The sequence below is a fragment of the Mesorhizobium muleiense genome (genome assembly GCF_900099905.1).
Taxonomy (GTDB): Bacteria; Pseudomonadota; Alphaproteobacteria; order Rhizobiales; family Rhizobiaceae; genus Mesorhizobium; species Mesorhizobium muleiense.
In genome coordinates this window covers 115,405-134,017 of record NZ_FNEE01000008.1, presented here as the reverse complement: position 1 = coordinate 134,017, position 18,613 = coordinate 115,405, and the positions used below count along the sequence as shown (strand labels likewise).

General features: G+C 60.4%; 15 protein-coding genes. 5 read left to right on the top strand and 10 right to left on the bottom strand.

What is annotated here, in order from left to right:
* Positions 1 to 92: 92 nt before the first annotated feature.
* The 3 genes from BLT09_RS16450 to BLT09_RS16440 all read right to left on the bottom strand — a co-directional run bounded on the left by BLT09_RS16450 (position 93) and on the right by BLT09_RS16440 (position 4,273).
* Complete coding sequence (locus BLT09_RS16450) at positions 93 to 1,433, bottom strand: adenylate/guanylate cyclase domain-containing protein (protein ID WP_091594728.1); 1,341 nt, start codon at positions 1,431 to 1,433, stop codon at positions 93 to 95.
* Positions 1,434 to 1,639: 206 nt separating this feature from the next.
* The gene (locus tag BLT09_RS16445) at positions 1,640 to 2,983 is read right to left on the bottom strand and encodes a nucleotide sugar dehydrogenase (RefSeq protein ID WP_091594928.1); all 1,344 of its coding nucleotides are present in this window, start codon (positions 2,981 to 2,983) and stop codon (positions 1,640 to 1,642) included.
* A 111-nt stretch (positions 2,984 to 3,094) separates the two neighbouring features.
* Entirely contained in the window at positions 3,095 to 4,273 is a 1,179-nt protein-coding gene (locus tag BLT09_RS16440) for a DUF3095 domain-containing protein (RefSeq protein ID WP_091594726.1), read from the bottom strand.
* 73 nt (positions 4,274 to 4,346) lie between these two features.
* Here BLT09_RS16440 and BLT09_RS16435 point away from each other — a divergent pair, with 73 nt between their 5' ends.
* Positions 4,347 to 5,435: a glycosyltransferase family 4 protein gene (locus BLT09_RS16435; protein WP_091594724.1), complete on the top strand. Its 1,089-nt coding sequence runs from the start codon at positions 4,347 to 4,349 to the stop codon at positions 5,433 to 5,435.
* Positions 5,432 to 6,196 (top strand): polysaccharide deacetylase family protein, encoded by a 765-nt coding sequence (locus BLT09_RS16430; protein WP_091594722.1) that lies wholly within the window; start codon positions 5,432 to 5,434, stop codon positions 6,194 to 6,196. Before BLT09_RS16435 ends, BLT09_RS16430 begins: the two co-directional genes overlap by 4 nt.
* Before the next feature lies 1 nt (position 6,197).
* On the opposite strand, the gene BLT09_RS16425 is transcribed toward BLT09_RS16430, so the two are convergent.
* The 3 genes from BLT09_RS16425 to BLT09_RS16415 all read right to left on the bottom strand — a co-directional run bounded on the left by BLT09_RS16425 (position 6,198) and on the right by BLT09_RS16415 (position 10,653).
* Complete coding sequence (locus BLT09_RS16425; RefSeq protein WP_091594720.1) at positions 6,198 to 7,052, bottom strand: MBL fold metallo-hydrolase; 855 nt, start codon at positions 7,050 to 7,052, stop codon at positions 6,198 to 6,200.
* Between the two features lie 134 nt (positions 7,053 to 7,186).
* A complete protein-coding gene (locus tag BLT09_RS16420; RefSeq protein ID WP_091594718.1) occupies positions 7,187 to 7,636 on the bottom strand; it encodes a cyclic nucleotide-binding domain-containing protein in 450 nt (149 codons plus the stop codon).
* Between the two features lie 302 nt (positions 7,637 to 7,938).
* Entirely contained in the window at positions 7,939 to 10,653 is a 2,715-nt protein-coding gene (locus tag BLT09_RS16415; RefSeq protein ID WP_091594716.1) for an ABC transporter transmembrane domain-containing protein, read from the bottom strand.
* A gap of 29 nt (positions 10,654 to 10,682) precedes the next feature.
* Here BLT09_RS16415 and BLT09_RS34315 point away from each other — a divergent pair, with 29 nt between their 5' ends.
* Entirely contained in the window at positions 10,683 to 11,168 is a 486-nt protein-coding gene (locus BLT09_RS34315; RefSeq protein ID WP_167366452.1) for a hypothetical protein, read from the top strand.
* Entirely contained in the window at positions 11,110 to 11,784 is a 675-nt protein-coding gene (locus tag BLT09_RS16405; protein ID WP_413468388.1) for a class I SAM-dependent methyltransferase, read from the top strand. Before BLT09_RS34315 ends, BLT09_RS16405 begins: the two co-directional genes overlap by 59 nt.
* Before the next feature lie 91 nt (positions 11,785 to 11,875).
* Here BLT09_RS16405 and BLT09_RS16400 read toward each other — a convergent pair whose 3' ends face one another.
* The 4 genes from BLT09_RS16400 to BLT09_RS16380 all read right to left on the bottom strand — a co-directional run bounded on the left by BLT09_RS16400 (position 11,876) and on the right by BLT09_RS16380 (position 16,855).
* Positions 11,876 to 13,066, bottom strand: coding sequence for a glycosyltransferase family protein (locus BLT09_RS16400; protein WP_091594924.1), 1,191 nt, complete (start codon positions 13,064 to 13,066; stop codon positions 11,876 to 11,878).
* Entirely contained in the window at positions 13,063 to 14,307 is a 1,245-nt protein-coding gene (locus BLT09_RS16395) for a glycosyltransferase family 4 protein (RefSeq protein WP_091594712.1), read from the bottom strand. Before BLT09_RS16395 ends, BLT09_RS16400 begins: the two co-directional genes overlap by 4 nt.
* A gap of 1 nt (position 14,308) precedes the next feature.
* Positions 14,309 to 15,523, bottom strand: coding sequence for a glycosyltransferase family protein (locus tag BLT09_RS16390; RefSeq protein ID WP_091594710.1), 1,215 nt, complete (start codon positions 15,521 to 15,523; stop codon positions 14,309 to 14,311).
* A gap of 465 nt (positions 15,524 to 15,988) precedes the next feature.
* Positions 15,989 to 16,855, bottom strand: a complete 867-nt coding sequence (locus BLT09_RS16380; protein ID WP_091594706.1) for an AraC family transcriptional regulator — start codon at positions 16,853 to 16,855, stop codon at positions 15,989 to 15,991.
* A gap of 231 nt (positions 16,856 to 17,086) precedes the next feature.
* On the opposite strand from BLT09_RS16380, the gene melA reads away from it, so the two are divergent.
* Positions 17,087 to 18,559 (top strand): alpha-glucosidase/alpha-galactosidase, encoded by a 1,473-nt coding sequence (gene melA, locus BLT09_RS16375; RefSeq protein WP_091594704.1) that lies wholly within the window; start codon positions 17,087 to 17,089, stop codon positions 18,557 to 18,559.
* The last annotated feature ends 54 nt before the right edge of the window (positions 18,560 to 18,613 follow it).

Genomic DNA, 18,613 nt, shown 5'->3' with positions numbered 1-18,613 from the left:
AGAGCAACTTGGATTCGAAATCGGTCGCCAGTTCCCTGGCGGAACCGGCGACCGGACTGCGCACCAAAGGCGTTCGGATCAGATCGTGGCGGTTACTGGAGCTTCCTCGGGTCGGCCGCCGACAGCCGCGCGGCATCGCGATGAAGCAGCATGACCTGCTCGGCGTCGGAAATTCGGTCGTGGATCGGCTCCAGCGCACCGTCTTCATCGAGTGCGAGAGCACCCGACAGATCGGGTGAAAGCACCGTCAGCTTCTGCTTGATGCCCGCCAGTTCCTCGTTGCCGAGCGTCAGCCAGCTGTTGGCGCCGCAATAGCTGGCGAAGTCTTTGCTGGCGAGAACGCTGTGCGGATATTTCTTGGTCAGGGTCTGTAGGCGCTGAACCTCGTTTACAGCCGAGCCGAAGACAGAGAATGTGAGCCGGTCGGTAAGCCCGACATTGCCGAACATCACATTGCCAACATGCAGGCCAATGCCAAATTTTATGTCGCCCAATCCCTGCTCCTTTCTGCGCAGATTGAGCTCCATCATGCGCGCCGTGGCCTTGTGCGCTGCCGCAAGAGCAGCCTGGCAGGCGATCTCGGACTGCGAGCGGTGCCTTTCGCAAGGGTAGACGGCAATGAAGCCATCCCCCAGGAAACTCATGATCTGCCCGCCTCTGCGATTGAAAGGTGCAGCAATGGCATCGAAAAACTGGTTCAGCGTATCGATGTAGATTTCGCGGCCGGAAGTTTCGGCAAGCCTTGTCGACCCGCGCATATCGGCCATGACCAGTGCGGCCCGGATTGTGTCGCCCTCGCCGCGCTTGATCTGGCCGTCCAGCACACGCCTGCCGGCGTCGCCGCCGAGATAAGTGGTCATCATGTTGTCGGCCAGCTTGGTGAGCACCGCCATCTTCGTTGCGATAGCGAGATGGTTCTGGATGCGCAGCAGCGCTGAAATCATGTTGTCGCTGAAGCCTGCAGCGCTGTCGGTGGACCAGGATCCCATCATGCCCTGACTGGTATTGCCGTTGAAGGGATGGACGAAAGCCATGTAATCGGTCACGCCCATAAGCCTGAGATCATCGAAAACAGGAAATTCCGACGGCATCGACGGGTCGAGCCGGCGCCGCAGATGGTCGAGCTTGTTGCTGAGCAGATGGTAGTATGGGCTGGTCAGGAATCTGTCAGAATGAACGCCGTCCTCTTTGCGGAAGCCTTCCACTTCCATGCCTTGGCCGCGAAGCCAGGTGAAGCCAAGCGCGTCATAAAGCGGATGAAGCATCGAAAAGCTCAAATGCACCCGCTTCAGCGGCAGGCCGGCAGCAGCCAGCCGTTCACAAAAGCCCTTTACCAATGTTTCCAAGGCGTCGCCCGCCAGCGCCGATTGGGTCAGCCAATCGGCAACCTTGTCCATGAGAATGGTGGAAATTTCTGCTTGCGCTGTGCTCATGCTATCTTGAGACCCGTCGAAGACGAGCCATTCTCCTTTGATCCGCCATAACACGGTCCGCTAACGACCCCAGAGATAAGACCCTCGAAGTCAATGAAGCCGGCTTCGGGCAAAAGCCGGCGAAGGGGCATTATGTGGCGAGGCTGCCGGCGGAGTGCAATCACGATCCTGACATCAGGCAAAAAAACTCGCCGGCCCAAACGCCGTCAGGCCTTCACCACAGTCTCTCGGGCTAACCCGAGGCGGCCAAAAACATTGCGTGTGTCGACGATCAGAAGAGCGTGATCAGCGATCGCCTGATAGTCGATCGCGTCGTGGTCGGTTGCAATGACGACAGCATCGAAATCCTTCAATGCCGCCTCGGTCAATTCGACCGAGCGCCGCCCCTTGATCGTCATATGCTCCCGTGTGGTCGGGATCTCGGTAACATGCGGATCGTGAAATTCCGCCTTGCCGCCCCATTCCTCGATGAGTTCAATGAGCCGCAACGAGGGGCTTTCGCGGATGTCGGGCACATTCTTCTTGTAGGCGAGCCCGATGATGAGAATGCGCGAGCGGCTGAGCGCCTTGCCGCAGCGCTGGTCCAGCGCCTTCGCCAGTTCATCGACCACATGACGCGGCATGGCCGTGTTGATCTCTGCCGCCAGCTCGATGAAGCGGGTCGGCATTTCGTATTCGCGCGCCTTCCACGTCAGGTAGAAGGGATCGATCGGAACGCAGTGCCCGCCAAGTCCGGGGCCAGGATAAAAGGGCATGTAGCCGAAGGGCTTGCTCTTTGCCGCCTCGATCACCTCCCAGATATCGATGCCCATCGCACCGAGCACGACCTTCAACTCGTTGACCAGGGCTATGTTGACCGAGCGGAAGATGTTTTCCGTCAGCTTGACCGCCTCGGCGGTCGCCGTGGTGGAAACCGGAACGACGGTCTTGACCACGCCCTGGTAGAAAGCCTGCACGAGTATCGCCGCTTCAATGCCGTCGCCTGCCACGACCTTGGGGATCGTCGCGACTTCAAAGCTGCGGTTGCCGGGATCCTCGCGTTCGGGCGAGAAACCGAGGAAGAAGTCTATCTTCGACTGCAAGCCGGTCTCTTCCAGTATCGGCTTGATCACGTCGTCGGTGGTGCCGGGATAGGTGGTCGATTCCAGCACGATCAGCTGGCCGAGACGCAGATGCTTCGCGACGGTGCCTGCCGTGTTCCTGACAAAGGAGAGGTCCGGCTCACGGTTTTTCGTCAGCGGTGTCGGAACGCAGATGATGATGACATCGCAGACGGCCAGTTCGGCAAAATCCGCAGTGCCGCGGAACCGTCCGCTCGCCACCTGGCCGGCAAGGGCTGTCGACGTCACCGCCTCAATGTAGGATTGGCCGTTGTTCAGGCTCTCGACCTTCTGGGCTTCGATGTCGAAGCCGGAAACCGGGAAGCCGGCGCGTGCGATCGCAACTGCCAGCGGCAACCCGACATAGCCCAGCCCGATCACACCGACTTGCGCGGTGCGCGTCGAAATCAGGTTCAGAAGACGGTCATATGGCGATCGTGAGGCGTCCAAAAATCTGCTTTCCGTCAATTCGGACAGGCCGTCCGCGCCCATGGCGAGGCTCACCTGGTTCCCCAAGAACCCCGAGGCATATTGCGGAAAATCGATTTCCGCAAGCTGCCGTCAGACCGGCACCTTCGCCTTCAGGCTTGCGGCGGCCATCGCATAGCCGCCGGCGGCGCCATCGATGAAATGAACGTGATCGCGCTGCAGCGGCGAGGCGACGAGGCATGTCATCAAGGCCGATTTCTGGCGGTGCAGGCCATAGTTGCAGATGCCCGCCTCTTCCGCCTGTTTCAGCCGGTTCTCGATCCGTTGCAACACATCCGCGTCGACGTCGATAGTCATCTTCAAGCCGTCGTCGAACTTCCGGAAATCCGAATTGCTGGCCACGTCGCGTTTGTAGATCTTGGGATCGAAGCTGCCGATCGTCCAGCCATATCTATCTGACACAGCCGTAAGCGTCAGCTGGAACAATATCCACAGCTTCGACAGCCACCGCCATCCTGCCGGCGCCATGGCCCGCGCCTCGATATCGAGGCCGGCGGGCGAAAAACTGTAGGCCGGACCGTTCACCGGCAACGGGTGGCCATCGCGTTCTTGCCCCCCGGCAAGGGCGATGATGTCCGAAGCCAAAGACTGAAAACCGCGCAAGTCGCGCGACGGCCCCGGGATGGCTATGATCGAGACGATTTCGCCATGCCGGGCGTCGATCGGGTTCCAGCGGCAGGAGAGGCCGGTAAGATCCGGCCGTGTGCCGGCTGGCGCAGGATCGATGCGGTAGCGCCCCGCTTTCATCTCGGCTTCCGCCCAACTGCCGCCACCGCCGGCGAACATGGCATAGAAGACCGCTTCGGAGGCCCGGAACCTCGCCACGCGAACGTCGAGGCCTTGCGCTCTTATATCCTCTATCGGCACGATTGCGGCACGCAAGGTCAGGTCCAGTTCGTCCGCCACCCATCTCTGGACAGCGGCCAGCGCGTTGCGGGTGATCTCCAGCGCCGAGCCGGGAAACGCCACGAGCGCGCCGTCGCCGCCGAAGACAAAGGGAAGATCCCGCCGACCCAGCGCATTGAGCAGCGCCGAGATAACGCTGGCGCCGGCCATATTGACGGTTTTATAGCGCCCAGCGTCGATCGCCTTGGTCGAGCCGACGATGTCGGCGGTGGCCAGCGCCCAGCCATCCGGGAGGGGCCGATAGTTATCGATATCGGCAACGCTTTCGAACCTTGCGAAGACCGGCAAAGAAGCGACAAACGGATTGGACGCTGCAGCTGTTTCCATGAGCATCAGATACCACATTCCACTGCTTGAAAGTGAGTCGATCATGCTTCGAAATTGACTTGCGCAGGCTTTCCGATGATAGGGTCCGACGATGCGAATTGCCTTCTACGCGCCGCTGAAGTCGCCCAATCATCCCGTTGCCTCCGGCGACCGCCAGATGGCACGGACGCTGGTCAAGGCGCTGGAGCATGCAGGGCATAGCGTCGAACTGGCATCCGAATTGCGCTTCTATCTACGCGAACCGGTTCCGAAAAGTTTCGATGCGCTCAAGATCGAAGCCCGAGAGGAAGCCGCGCGGTTAAAAATGCTTTGGGATCGTGACGGCAAGCCCGATCTCTGGTTCTGCTATCACCCCTATTACAAGGCGCCCGACCTGATCGGACCCGAGCTCGCGTCGGCCTTTGCTATCCCCTGTGTGACAGCGGAAGCCTCCTATTCGAGGCGGCGCAACGCCGGTTTGTGGGCCGACACGCAGGCGTTGGTGGCGCGAGCCGTCGAACAGGCAGCGCTGAACATCTGCTTCACGCAAAGGGATCGTCAGGGACTGGCAGATGCGATTCCCGACGCCGCTCTCGGTATGCTTTCGCCCTTCATCGACACATCGGTATTCGGGGAAATGCCGGCACGGGGTTGTCCGACGCGCCTCGTTACCGTCGCCATGATGCGCCCGGGCGACAAAGTCGAAAGCTATCGCATGCTGGCGCAGGCGCTCGGTCCGATCGGCCACCTGCCCTGGACCATGTCGGTCGTCGGGGATGGGCCTGCCCGTGACGAGGTCAAAGCGCAATTCGCCGGCTTGCCCGCCGACCGTATCGTATGGCTTGGCGCGATTGAGCCGGCCGCCGTGCCGGATGTCCTCTACAGTGGGGGAATTTACGTCTGGCCGGGTTACGGCGAGGCCTATGGCGTTGCCTATCTTGAAGCACAGGCCGCCGGCCTTCCGGTGGTGGCTCAGGACATCGCCGGCGTGCCGGAGGTCGTGCGGGATGGCCAGACCGGGTTTCTCACCCCGCCGGGCGATGTGGCGGCGTTCGCTTCTGCCATTGAAAGGCTTCTGGCCCGTAACGACGAAAGAACCATCATGGCCGCGGAAGCCAGACGTTTCATCCTCGAAGAACGCTCCCTCGGTGTTGCAGCGGGGCGTCTGGCCGAACTTCTTGCGAAGATCCCGGTCTCATGACATCCGATCGGATCTGGCAGCCCTTGGTGGAAGAACTGGCGTGCCGGCAACGGGCGGACCGTAAGGCAGAGTTCTGGCTGCGTGACGATGACGCCGTGGATCCGACGCCTGCGCTCGATCGGCTGCTCGACCTCACCGGTGAATTCGCGGTTCCGGTCACTCTGGCCGTCATTCCGGCCCTGACTGATGAGAAGCTTGTCGCCCGGCTTGACGAGGCGCCGCATGCCGCGGTCGCCATCCACGGCTGGGCGCACCGAAATCATGCGCCCGAGGACCAGAAAAAGCAGGAGCTCGGCGCGCATCGGCCACGCGAGGCGGTGCTCGATGACCTGGCTCGCGGGCTGTCGCATATAACCGGCCTGCACGGCGCACGTGCCGTTCCGATGCTGGTGCCACCCTGGAACAGGATCGACGCCGGCTTGGTATCCGACCTTGGATCGATAGGATTTGCGGCATTGTCGGTCTATGGGCCGCCGAAGCCGGCTCCACTGGCGGTCATCAACAGCAATGTCGACATCATGGATTGGCATGGCACGCGCGGCTGCCGCGATCACGGCCTATTGGTTCAGGCTATCATCGCGCAATTGCAGCGTGCAATCGACGGCGGCGAACCGGTCGGCCTGCTTACCCACCATCTCGTACATGATGAATCGGCCTGGCTGTTCCTCGAACGGCTGTTCACAGTCACCTCACAGACTGAAGCCTGCGCATGGCTTCCGATCGGGACATTGATCGGGCGCAGCGCCAGTAGAGGAAAATAGCTCAGCGCTTTTTGTGCAACGAGCCCGGAAATTCGAGCGTCTGGCCATCCCGAGCGGCAAAAGCGCCGGCAAACCTGTCTTTGGCCAGTTGCTCGATCTCGTCCAGTTGCTCGTCGGTGCGTGTCGGATCGTGGTGAAACAGCGCAAGCCGCCGCGCACCGGCCGCCTCACAGAGCTTGACGCCCTGTTGCCACGTCGAGTGCCCGTTACCGCGGCGGCGTTTCATTTCCTGGTCGGTGTAGGTGCAATCGTAAATGACGAGGTCGGCATCTTCGATCAGGGCGAGCACCGCCTGATCGAGTTTGTCCGGCTCGTGCTCAGTGTCTGTGATCACCGCCACGACCCGGCCGCCCCATTCGACCCGGTAGCCTATGCAGCCGCCCGGATGGATAAGACTGCCGGTTCGGACCACCACCCCTTCGCGCGGGCGAAGCACGTCTCCGGATACGAAATCGCGGCAGTCGAGGCTTGCCTTGCAGATCTCCAGTTTCACCGGAAACCACGGCGGCCGCATGAACTCATCGACCATCTGCCGGGTCGTCATGCGTCCTGCAAGATGCCCGGACCAAAGCGTAAGCTTGACGCTCCGGTCATAGATCGGCGCAAAAAACGGCAGCCCGATGATGTGATCGTAATGGCAATGGGTGAAAAACAGGTCGAAATCGGTCACGCCTGACGCCGGAAGCGCGGCGCCGGCAGGCCGTAGGCCAGAGCCCGCGTCGAACAGAAGCGTATGCTTGCCGCATCGCATCTCAATACAGCTCGTGTTGCCGCCATAGCGAGAGAATTCTGGCCCTGATACCGGAGTGCTGCCGCGCACGCCCCAAAACCTGACCAGGAAAACTTCGTAGTCCATGCTACCCCTTCCCAATCCCCGTCGCCCATCGTAGCCAAACAACTGCTGCTAGGCGAGACAGGTTTTCTCCGGGCGACCTTCTCAGCAAGAGGCCAGTGCCATCGCGACGGCGAGGATCGAGCGCACGTCATCCGTTATTTTGTGCTTCGTGCGTCGATCAGATCCGCGGTCGTATGGCTTAGGCGATCGGCAAGAACCCGCAATATCTCGATGGTCATTTCCGGGAACTCCCTCATAAGCCTCAGGAAATGATCCTTGCGGATCCTCAAGACTTCCAGCGGACTTGCCGCTCTGACGGTGGCGGTGCGAGAGCTGTTGCACAATATGGCGATCTCGCCAACAATCGAATTTGGCTCCAGTTCGGCAACTTTTATCGGTCCGCTGTCGGAATCGACCAGAATATCCGCCCTGCCTGAAAGGATGACGTAGGCGGCGTCTCCCTCGTCGCCCTGCCGGAAAAGGATCTGGCCGGCGCTGTAGCTCACACGATCGGATGTGAACGCAAGCAGCTTGAGCTTTGTCGGGTCGATGGCAGAGAACAAGGGAACCCGTTGCAGCATTGCAACTTCATCCTTGAGCAGCATTGTCGCAAACCTTCCCAAAATTCGCGTTTGCCAGACTAGAGCAATGGACGCCCAGATGGAATGAATTCTGTTTCCGGGATGGCGAGACGAGCCGCGCAAAAGGTGGCGAGCCCGATGTCGTGCGATCGGGCGATGCCACCTGGCAATGGCGTCCGCCAACCGGAAACTCGAAGAGCCGGATGAATCTGCGGCAAACCCTTCGGGTTTCGGCGGGATGTGGCCTCGCTACGCCCGTCGTCGAATCCCTTGACCTTGCAGTAAATTCCCACCGGCAGAATGATCCCATCTGAATGTCCGCTGCTCTATGACAACAGTCCCTTGAATGTACCGTTCCCTGCCAAAAGTGTCTCGGGTGTTCCGTCTTCCACCAATTTACCCGAGTCGAAGACGATAACGCGATCGAACATCATCGCCATCGCCGGATTCGTCACGACCCACACAATTGCCGGCGAATGGCCGTCGCGCCTGGCTTCCTCGAGCACGTTCCGCAGCACCTTGTCCTGCATGCGCTGGTCGAGCGCCGACAGCGGCCGGTTGAGAATGAGAAAATCAGGACGCTTGAGCAGGGCCCGGGCAACATCGAGTTTCTGTCGCTGCCCGCTGGTCAGCCGCCTGCCGCTGGAGCCGACGTTGAAGTCCAGGCCGACATCCAGAAGTTCGGCATAAAGCCCAAGTTCGTCAAGAATGTCATAGACGATGGAGCGTATGCGATCCGGCGCGTCGGGATGGTTGTTGCCCACACGCCCGAACAGGACATTATCCATGACGGTGGCCGCGGCAATGTATTTGGCAGGATCATACCGTTCAATCGCATTTTGCAGCTCGGGCGGCAGGTTCTCATGGAACAGGTTGCGTGCAGCGACGATCTTGCTCATCAGTTCGTCGCTCAGCAGGCCGAAGCGGTGCCGGGGCTCGATATAGGCAAAGCTCAAGGTGACGATCATGGCGCGGTCGCTCTCCGAAACCGCCTCGTGGGGACGGTTCTTGAGCCGTTGCAGCAAGGTTTCGTAGGTGGGTATCTCCTCGGCGCTCATGAAGGCAAGTTGCTGGAAGAACGGGTGATCGGGCGGCAGGTCGGCAAACAGCTCGATCGCCTGTTCGGCGATCTCCATGCCCATTTCGTAGAGCGTGCGGTCGAGGCCGGCTTGCCTCAGAACAGAAGCAAAATAGGGATTGGCCGCCAGAGCCCTGTCGGCCAGTTCGGGGCCGGCGGCAGCGCCGAAGAGCAGGTTTTGGCCGATCGTTGCTTCCTTGTTGTAGGCGCCCGGTTCGAAAGGAACCACCAGTCCGCTCAGCCCTTCGTGTTCCAGCCGGGTTCGCAGCGCCGCACGCAGTTCGACGATCCGCCGGGCAAGCTCTGAGTGACGCGTGAGATCGGCCGAAGAGCGCAAGCCAAGATCCAGAATATCGCGCGATAGAACAACCGCGTCGAGCACCCGGCGCACGGCTTCAAAGAGGTCGTGCGGGCCGGTAGCGCCGGCGGAAACATAGTTGATCCAGTCGCTGTGGATATCAAGATCCGGATTGCCCGACAGGCGCGCCTCATGCATGTTCCAGCGGTGCTGGTCTGCCGCAGCACTGTCATAAGGCACCGATGTCAGCGGCGCATGCTTCAGCCCGTAGAGCAGGTTATCGCGCAGGCTTGCTTGGAACAGGAAAACATCCGACGAGGCATAGGACATGCGCCGGCCGGTCACTGCTTCGGGGAGTTCAAGCAAGTCGTCGGCGCCCGAAGCGACCCTTCCGCTGTCCGGCCAGTTCAGCCTTGCGAAGGCTTCTGCAAGCGCCTCGGCTCCACCTGTTGCGGTACTGAGCAGCGCCACCGTCTCACCCGGCTTGATCTTGAGGGAGACACGGTCGATGAGCATTGCACCGCCATCATCTGCTATCGACAGACCGATCGCCGACAGGGGCTTGGTCATCGGATCGGGATCGTCGATCGTCAACGCCCCGATCCTCGGCGCAATGAGCCGATCGACGGTGAATTGTTCAACGACCTGCTGATATTTGACCTGGACATCCTGCCGCGCCTGATCCCAGTCGATCAGTTCCTTCATCGGTCCGGGCAGGTCCTTGTAGGCGCCGATCACGGCCACGAGCTGACCGACGTCCAGCCGCCCCTGGATGACCAGATACCCGCCGATCATGTAAAACAGAAAGGGCGTGAGCTGCGCGAGAAAATTGTTCAGAAACTTCACCATGAATTTCCATTGGTAAAGATCGAAGCGGATCTTGAAGATGAGCCCGAGCCGGGCAGCTATGTCGGCGCGCTCGTAGTTTGATGTGTCGTGGACGTGAACCGCGCCGATGCCGTCGACGATTTCGCCAACCCGGCCCGAAAGCGCGCGCGCCGTCAACTGCCGTTCGCGCCCGAGCACGATCAGCCGCCGCCGCATTCGCGGGATGAGCACGATCTGGACCGCCACGATCCCGGCCGCGATCATTCCGAGCCAGAAATTCTGGACCACGATGAACAGCATGGCCGTCAGCGCCTGGCCGCCGAGCAGCACCGGCTGCACGAAGGCATCGCCGATGAAGCCGCCCAGCGGCTCCACCTCGTCCTTCACCATGGTCGCCACTTCGGCGGATTTCACCCGCTTGAAGTAAAACGGCGGAAACCGCAGCACACGATCGACCAGATCGAAGCGGATACGCCGCAGCATGCGTTCGCCGAGGCGGCCCTTGTAGGTGTTGATATAGAATTTGAACAGGCCGTTGATGACGACCAGCAAGAGGAACACAAGGCTCAGCGCAAACAGCGTCGCCACGCGGTCGAGCTGAAAACCGGAGAAGAACTGGACCTCTCCGATGAACGGCAGGTTATAGTGCAGCCTCATGAATGGCTGGGTCGCGCCCGGTTGCTCGAACCCGCTACCTTGGATCGGGCCGTTGATGATCAGCTTCGGCAGGTCGAAGGACATGAAATACGGGATCATCGAAAGCACGACGATCATCAATATCCAGAGCTGCTGCTTCTTGGTGTGCGTCCAGATATAGCGGGCTAGGCTGGGTTCCATATGCGGCTGCGGACCCTTCAGTTGGAAGAATGCAGGATGCACCTGCTGGCGAATGGCGTGTCGGCAATTTCTTCGTCGCCAAAGACAAGCTCGAAGCTGCAGCGCACGGAGATTGTCCTGCGCTCAACGATGGAAGGAACCTGCGAGGCGGCGCGATCCAGTTCCGGCGCATGGTCGATGACAACGACATCGGCATTGCTGATCATCGAAGAATGCGGCTGGCCAAACGGTTCGCGGCTTCGGTAGGGTTTCGGCGAATAGCCGAGCAGCACGAGGCAGCAGCTGCGCGGCTGGTGCTGGCGAATGGACGCCGCTGGTCCGGACAGATGCAACAGGCTCTCTCCGGCACCGGGCAATGGCGAAGCGGCTTGCAGCATAATCACGTCCGCGAATCAACAGCCTTCCGGGAGGCAAGATTGCGTTGTGTCGCCCGAAATCCCAACCTACAAGACGAATATGATGGATGTCACGCAACCACGCAATGCCGGGATGGACTGGCACGAGCAAGCTTTTGACCTGACGCGGGGAATTGCTGCCTATGTCAAGTGCCCCCTGGTGGCAGCGCTGGCGCGCGTCATCACCAGGCATCCGAACGCCGATATCGCCAACGCCTTCAACCACAAGCAGGTCGCCTGCAAGATGTGGGCGCTCGACAGGCTGTTCGAAAGCTGCGGCGGCCGGTTCGGGCGCATATGGGTTCTGGGTGGATGGTACGGCGTATTGCCGGCTATGCTTTTCAACGACGCTCGCTTCGACGTCGCGGCGATCGATAGCATCGACATCGATCCCGAAGTCGCGCCGGTCGCCCGGACCCTCAACCGGGAAGCCGGCGACCGTTTCCGGGCACTGACGGCAGATATGTACGCACTCGACTATGCGGCCGGGCGGCCCGACCTGATGGTCAATACGAGCTGCGAACACATAGCCGATCTGCGCGCCTGGCTTGCTCTGCTTCCGCGGGGCACGACTGTACTGCTGCAATCGAACGATTATTTTAGCGAGCCGACGCACATCAACTGCGTGGCTTCGCTTGCAGCCTTCGAAGCAATGGCGGCGTTACAGGAGGTGCGGTTCTCCGGCGAACTGCCGACAAAAAATTATACGCGCTTTATGCTGATTGGAACTGTGTGACGCATTTCGCCCGGTTTGGGACAACGACATGCATAAACGAGGAGTTGACGCGCGTCGCACGAACCTCGCCAGACGCGACGCGCGTTAGCATCTATCGTCTGTTTTGATCATGAACTTCTCCGAAACCGGGCCCCACTTTTAGGGACCATGTTCGATACCGCTGGCGCAGAATTTGCGCCGAGCGATGCGCGCCCTCCAGATCGAGACGATGCGCGGCTGGCGTCGGTCCCGCAAGCGCCTGTTCGATCGCTTGCGCCAAACCTTCAGGCGTTAGGTCCTTCTCCGTCAGCACCGTTGCAAGACCGAGTTCTTCGAGCAATAGGCTGCGAACCGTCTGTTCGGTTTCCCCGCCGCCTGCAAATGGAACGAGCAGAGAGCGACAACCCGCGCGCAGGACATCGCAGACCGTGTTGTAACCCGCCTGCGAGACCGACAGGCGGGCGCCAGTCAGCAGGCTGGCGAAATCCTCGCGGAACCGGAAGATGGACAGGACCGGCGAGGCATCGCGTGCGATCGCGTCAAACTCGTCTTTTGGCAGGTTTGGGCCGGTGATCAAACACCATTTCCAGGCGTTGTTGGCATTCCTCGCCGCTGCGATGGTGGAGCTGACAAGGCTCTTTCCGGCAGCCCCGCCGCCAACCGACACCAGAACGTCGAAGCGCGCGGAGGCCGCGGGCGATGGCGGCGCGGCAACGAGCCCGGTGTAGGTGACCTCGGCCTTGATCGCCCCAGCCAGTGGAAATGTCTTGTCGATGGTTGCGAAAGCCGGATCGCCGTGGACCATGACAAGGTCGAAATGCCTGTTGATCAGATCGACCGTTTCCTCGTTTCGGCCCGGCTTGACGCGCTGCTGAAGGATATCACGGACGGACGTCGCCAGCAGCGGTCTGGGCGACGTCGCGTCGATGGCCTCGATCAGCGGCAGGAGTTCGAAACGCATCTGCCGGCGTCCAAATGGAAACGCCTCGACAATGACGATATCAGGCCTGCAATCTCGGAAGGCCTGCAGCAGCATCTCTGAACGCCATCTCTTGAAATCATCGTCGATGGGTTTGCCCCGCAGGTCGACAAGTCCGGAAAATCCTTCATCACCGGAGGTGACAGGTGGCAGGGTTACAGATTTCACACCCACTCCCGGAAACCCCGCGATCGGCGCTCCGCCGGTCACGACGGTTACGTCAAACCCGTCATCGACCAGAGCCGCCGCAATGCGGCTGGCGCGCGCGAGATGGCCGATGCCGAGCAGGTGCTGGACATAGAAGAAAGCCCGCAGCCGCTTCATTCGGCGGCCCGCCACTCCCGCTCGAACAGTTCCTTGAGCTGTCCAATGCTTGCCAAATGATCGAAATTACCGCGCACGCGCCGCTCTGCGGCGTCGCCGAGGCGGGCGCGCAGCACGGGATCACGGATCAGGCGCTCCAACGCCTGCGCCAGGGCAATTGGGTTTTCCGTCGGGACCAGCAGCCCGGTTTCATCCGGCGATAGAAGCTCCGGCACGCCGGAAATATCGGTCGACACGCAGGCAAGCCGCTGGCTAGCCGCCTCCACCAGAACATTCGGCAGACCGTCCCGGTCGCCATTTGCGGTGATCCTGCAGGCCAGGGCGAAGATGTCGGCGCAGCGGTAGTGCTCAAGCACCTCCTCCTGCGCAAGCGCGCCTTTCCAAAAGACGCGGCGATCCAGGCCGAGCTTTTGCGCCAGCGCCTTGAACCGTTCCAGTTCCTCGCCGCCGCCGATATGCTCGAAACGCCACGCCAAATCACCAGGCAAGAGGGCAAGGGCCTCCAGCAACGTATCGTAACCTTTCTTTTCAACGGCGCGCCCGACACTCAGAATGATAACCGGTTGGTCCGGCGCCGAGCCGTCATGCTGTTTTCGCGCCTCACTGATACTGCCGAAGCGATCAAGGTCGAGCCCATGATAGCTCAGATGCACAGACGCGTTGCCGTTAGCGAGTTTTTTCAGGCGGTCGAAGCCGGTTTTCGTGCAAGTGACCGTCCAGCGGGCCGAGGAAAGCTTGCCAGCCAGATCCCAGTCCGCCGAAGTCCAGATGTCCTTGGCATGGGCCGAGCAACTCCAGGGCAGGCCACGAAGCTGGCTGGCATAGCGCGTCACCGATGCCGGTGTGTGCGCGAAATGTGCGTGCAGCCAGCCCGCGTCTTCCGGCCATTCGGCCGCCAGCACGAGCGCTTGCCCGAAGCGGCGCGCGCGATTGCGCGTAAAGTCGCGGCCGAGGTCGATAGCCAGCGATCCGAGCGCGCGCCAGAAGCCCGGCCGAAGCAGATAAGCAAACAGCGAGCGAACCACGCGCAGCGGCTCTTCATGCAGATATTCCGGCAGATAATGGACGGGCGCTTTGATCTCGTCATGCACGGGGTGGCGTTTTGCGTCGGTCGGCCGCCTGAGCGCGAAGAGTATCAGGTCGAACCCCGCACGCTCCAGACCGAGCAGTTCCTGCGCGATGAAGGTTTCCGACAGCCGCGGATAGCCCTTCAGAACCACGACGATCTTGCGATGTTGCAACTCAGATCATGCCTTCAATGACCGAAAGGTGATGGCCGCCCCGCCGGTCGAGCAGTTCCGCGACGATTTCAGAAATGTGAGGCAGCCCTTCCAGCGTCAGATGCGGATGGCTCTGCGATGGGCCGGGCCGGGCCGGCAGCACCTCCAGCGCATTGGCAAACCGCTGGGAATCCTCGGCCTCTTCCGGCAAAAGCATCTCAATGAGGCCGAGTTCGGCTGCGCGCCGTGCTCGGATCAGTTGTTCCTCGCGGGGCTTGACGCGCGGCACGATCAGCGCCGGCTTGTCGAAAGACAGTATCTCGCAATAGGTGTTGTAACCGCCCATCGCCACGACCGCCTTGGCGCCGGCAATGAGATCTTCCATGCGGTTGTCGAACTCGATGATCTTGATATAGGGGATCTTGGCCCCCTTCTTGAGCAGCTTGTTGCGCTTGCGCGCCGGCATGTAAGGCCCAAGCACGATCAGCGCCCTATGCTGCAATTGCGGATCCTGCTGATATGCATCGATGACACTGTGGATCAGGTCGCCGCCGTCACCGCCGCCACCGGTGGTAACAAGGATATAATCGCCCTCGGGCCGGTGGCCGGGCAACTCGTTCTTCTGCAGGCTCCGTTGCAGGAAACCGACGAACTTCATCTTTGCCCTGACAGCCGGCGGCACGTCCAAACCGATCAGCGGATCGTAGAAATCCGGCGGACCATAGACCCAGACCTTGTCGTAGAACAGGCCTATCTTGCGCATCACATCCCTGTGTGCCCACTCTGCTTCGAGCAGATGCGGCGCGTCCATCACCTCGCGCAGGCCAAGCACGAGCGTGGTGCCCCGCGTCTTGAGGTAGGACAGCGTGTCCTCGATCTCACCGCGCAGGCCGAGCGGTTCCTTGTCGACGATGAAGATATCCGGCCGGAAGGTCTCGGCTGTGTGGCGGATGATCGACTGGCGCATCCTTAGCGTCTCATGCAGATCGATATCCTTTTCCAGCGAGGTGTATTCGCCGTTGCGCAACTTGATGACGCTGGGGATCTTCACGAAGTCGACACGGGCGCGGTAGTCGAAGGCGCCAGCGATAGTCGCACCCGAAATGATAAGCACCTGAAGTCCGCGGAAATCCTCGACCAGCGAATGCGCGATCGTCCGGCAGCGCTGCAAGTGGCCGAGCCCGAACGTGTCGTGGCTGTACATGAGAATTCGAGCATTTTGTACGTGCTGGGTCATTGTTGAACGTCTTTTGGAATTCTCGCCTGAGGACCGTGGACGACCCCGCACGAAAACATCCTCGCGGGTCTGCCGACCTGTTTTGGAACATGACGGCGCAATTATCAATTACCCAAGAGGGTCCATATGCAGAAGCCAGGAAGCTGCGTCTGCTCAGCTGTCACGCTGGTCCAGAGAACCTGCGTCATTTTCTGGTCTTGATCATCTCGGATTGGCAGCGAAGATTCGGATAAGGCGGCGTTGGCAGAAATAGACGTTTCCAAGGTTGGGGTCGAGCTTTCGAATCGCTTCATCCGCTCCAAGTTCTCTCAAGGGAATCAAGCTATTGAGAGGCGCCTTTCGGGACGCCTTTTGCTTACAAGGCCAGCTTTGCCGCCTCCTGAAAGCCGATGTCCGAGTGACCAGGTTGACGGTCTCTCTCGCGCTAAAAGCAGCCATCAAAGGATGACAGGTCAGCGCTATTTGTCATCTGTCCAAAATCTGCCCCTGCTGATAACCGGCGCTTGCATACATGCCAGTGGTTCTGAATTCTGTCGGACTGACGCCGAAGCCACGTCGGAATACCTTGGCGAAGTAGTTGGGATCTTCGAAGCCGCACATGCCGGAAATATCCTTCACCGGAAGGTCGGCGGACATGGTCAGTAGCTTTGCGGCGCGGTCGAGGCGTCGGTTGAGGACGAACTCAGCCGGAGGAATACCTTCATGCGCCGCGAACACACGCGAGAAATGCGCGCGACTGAGACCGGAAAGCCGCGCCAGTTCATCGACCGGCAACGGCAGATGCAGATGCGCACCGATATAGTCAGTCACCTGACGCACTACCGAATTCTCCGCCACGTCATTTCCGTGCAGTTCGAACACGTCGTCATAGAGTGCCATGGCCGCCTCATAGGAAATTGCCGAGGCGCGTGCCGGCGTTGAGCCGTCGCCTTTGACCAGCCGGTAGGCGCAGTCGGCCAGATTATCGACGGTCGCTGCCCGAAGCCTGAACACCGGTCCTTTCGTTGCCAGGACTTCTCTATGGATGCGCAACGCTTCCGCCCCATGCATCGATATCCAGAAAAACTCCCAGCGCCCGCCTTTTTCGACCCAGTAGCGGTGCGAATGCGGAACAACCAACAGCATCGTCTCGCCCGGAGCGATGCGGTAGGACCTGGTTCCGTAACGCAGGTTTCCGGTGCCGCTGATGGTGTGCTGCATCACTGTGAACGGCGTCTGCCCGCGCCTGCGGCCATCCCAGCTGTAGCCGGCATCCGTTCTCACGTCGTAGCCGGTGCTCGTCGGCATGGTGTGCAATCGCTGCCGAGCGCGCGGCAGGGAAATCATCTTCATCACCGGTCCAAGGTCGATGAGTTTTTGCAGCACAAAATTACCCTACAAAGCACATCTACGCCCTACCGGAGGGGCGTGATCTTACGCATATTGACCAAAAAACAAAAGAGATGAGGATGAAACCCCGGTTGCACGCCGCCTGGTTGCGTGTCTTCCGAATAACACGCCTGGACTGGATTTCCACGAACCGATTTTACCTATCGGTCCAATCCGCTTGCGGAGAAGGTTCGAATGAGCAGATTTAAGATCGCAATCATTGGCGCGGGCAGCGTCGGTTTCACCAAGAAGCTGTTCACGGACATTTTGTGTGTGCCGGAGCTGCGCGACATCGAGTTCGCACTGACCGACATCAGCGAGCACAATCTCAAGATGATCGAGTCAATTCTCCTGCGGATCGTCAAGTCGAGCCAGCTTCCTGCACGGGTGACCGCGACGACGGACCGCCGCAAGGCGATCGAGGGCGCGCGCTACATCATTAGCTGTGTGCGCGTCGGAGGTCTCGCCGCCTATGCCGACGATATCCGCATCCCCTTGAAATATGGCGTCGACCAGTGCGTCGGCGATACGATCTGCGCCGGTGGCATTCTCTACGGCCAGCGCAACATCCCGGTCATTCTGGATTTCTGCAAGGACATTCGCGAACTGGCCGAGCCAGGCGCGAAATTCCTGAACTATGCCAACCCGATGGCGATGAACACCTGGGCGGCGATCGAATTCGGCAAGGTCGAAACGGTCGGTCTCTGCCATGGGGTCCAGCATGGGGCCGAGCAGATTGCCGAGATCCTCGGCGCCGGGGAAGGCGAGCTCGACTATGTCTGCTCCGGCATCAACCACCAGACCTGGTTCGTCGACGTTCGCGTCAAGGGCCGCAAGATCGGCAAGGATGAGCTTGTCGCCGCCTTCGAGGCGCATCCGGTCTTCTCGCGGCAGGAGAAACTCAGGATCGACGTGTTGAAGCGCTTCGGCGTCTATTCGACCGAAAGTAACGGCCACCTGTCGGAATATCTGCCCTGGTACCGCAAACGGCCTGAGGAGACCGCCAAGTGGATCGACATGTCGGACTGGATCCACGGCGAAACCGGCGGTTATCTGCGCTATTCGACCGAAACCCGGAACTGGTTCGAGACCGAGTTCCCGCAATTCCTCGAAGATGCGGGAAAGCCCTTCGATTCCGGGCGCCGCTCGAACGAGCACGCCAGCCACATACTGGAGGCGCTCGAGACCGGCCGGGTCTATCGCGGGCACTTCAACGTCAAGAACGAAGGCGTCATCACCAATCTTCCGTCCGATGCAATCATCGAATCGCCTGGTTTCGTCGATCGCTTCGGCATCAACATGGTGGCCGGCATCACGCTTCCGGAAGCCTGCGCCGCGACCTGCATTTCGTCGATTAATGTCCAGCGCATGTCCGTCCACGCGGCAATCTCCGGCGACATCGACCTCCTGAAACTGGCCGTGCTGCACGATCCGCTGGTTGGCGCCATCTGCACGCCGGAAGAAGTCTGGCAGATGGTCGACGAGATGGTTGTGGCGCAAGCGCAATGGCTGCCGCAATTCGCCCATGCGATCGACAGCGCCAAGGAGCGGCTGAGCCGCGCGACGGTAAAAACGCGGGAATGGAAGGGCGTCGCCCGCCGTGAGGTTCGCTCGATAGAAGAGATCAGGGCCGAAAAGGAAGCCATGAAATTGCGCGCGGCCGGCTGAGACATTGGTTGCGATAAGCCAAAGTTCCGGAAAACCGGGCGGACAGGATCGTGC

Bases quoted from the DNA above. Each gene is read 5' to 3' on its own strand.
- BLT09_RS16415 (WP_091594716.1), bottom strand. From the start codon at position 10,653: ATGGAACCCAGCCTAGCCCGCTATATCTGGACGCACACCAAGAAGCAG.
- BLT09_RS16450 (WP_091594728.1), bottom strand. From the start codon at position 1,433: ATGAGCACAGCGCAAGCAGAAATTTCCACCATTCTCATGGACAAGGTT.
- BLT09_RS16405 (WP_413468388.1), top strand. From the start codon at position 11,110: ATGATGGATGTCACGCAACCACGCAATGCCGGGATGGACTGGCACGAG.
- BLT09_RS16380 (WP_091594706.1), bottom strand. From the start codon at position 16,855: ATGAAGATGATTTCCCTGCCGCGCGCTCGGCAGCGATTGCACACCATG.
- BLT09_RS16420 (WP_091594718.1), bottom strand. From the start codon at position 7,636: ATGCTGCTCAAGGATGAAGTTGCAATGCTGCAACGGGTTCCCTTGTTC.
- BLT09_RS34315 (WP_167366452.1), top strand. From the start codon at position 10,683: ATGCAGGATGCACCTGCTGGCGAATGGCGTGTCGGCAATTTCTTCGTC.
- BLT09_RS16400 (WP_091594924.1), bottom strand. From the start codon at position 13,066: ATGAAGCGGCTGCGGGCTTTCTTCTATGTCCAGCACCTGCTCGGCATC.
- BLT09_RS16430 (WP_091594722.1), top strand. From the start codon at position 5,432: ATGACATCCGATCGGATCTGGCAGCCCTTGGTGGAAGAACTGGCGTGC.
- BLT09_RS16390 (WP_091594710.1), bottom strand. From the start codon at position 15,523: ATGACCCAGCACGTACAAAATGCTCGAATTCTCATGTACAGCCACGAC.
- BLT09_RS16425 (WP_091594720.1), bottom strand. From the start codon at position 7,052: ATGGACTACGAAGTTTTCCTGGTCAGGTTTTGGGGCGTGCGCGGCAGC.
- BLT09_RS16435 (WP_091594724.1), top strand. From the start codon at position 4,347: ATGCGAATTGCCTTCTACGCGCCGCTGAAGTCGCCCAATCATCCCGTT.
- melA (WP_091594704.1), top strand. From the start codon at position 17,087: ATGAGCAGATTTAAGATCGCAATCATTGGCGCGGGCAGCGTCGGTTTC.
- BLT09_RS16440 (WP_091594726.1), bottom strand. From the start codon at position 4,273: ATGTGGTATCTGATGCTCATGGAAACAGCTGCAGCGTCCAATCCGTTT.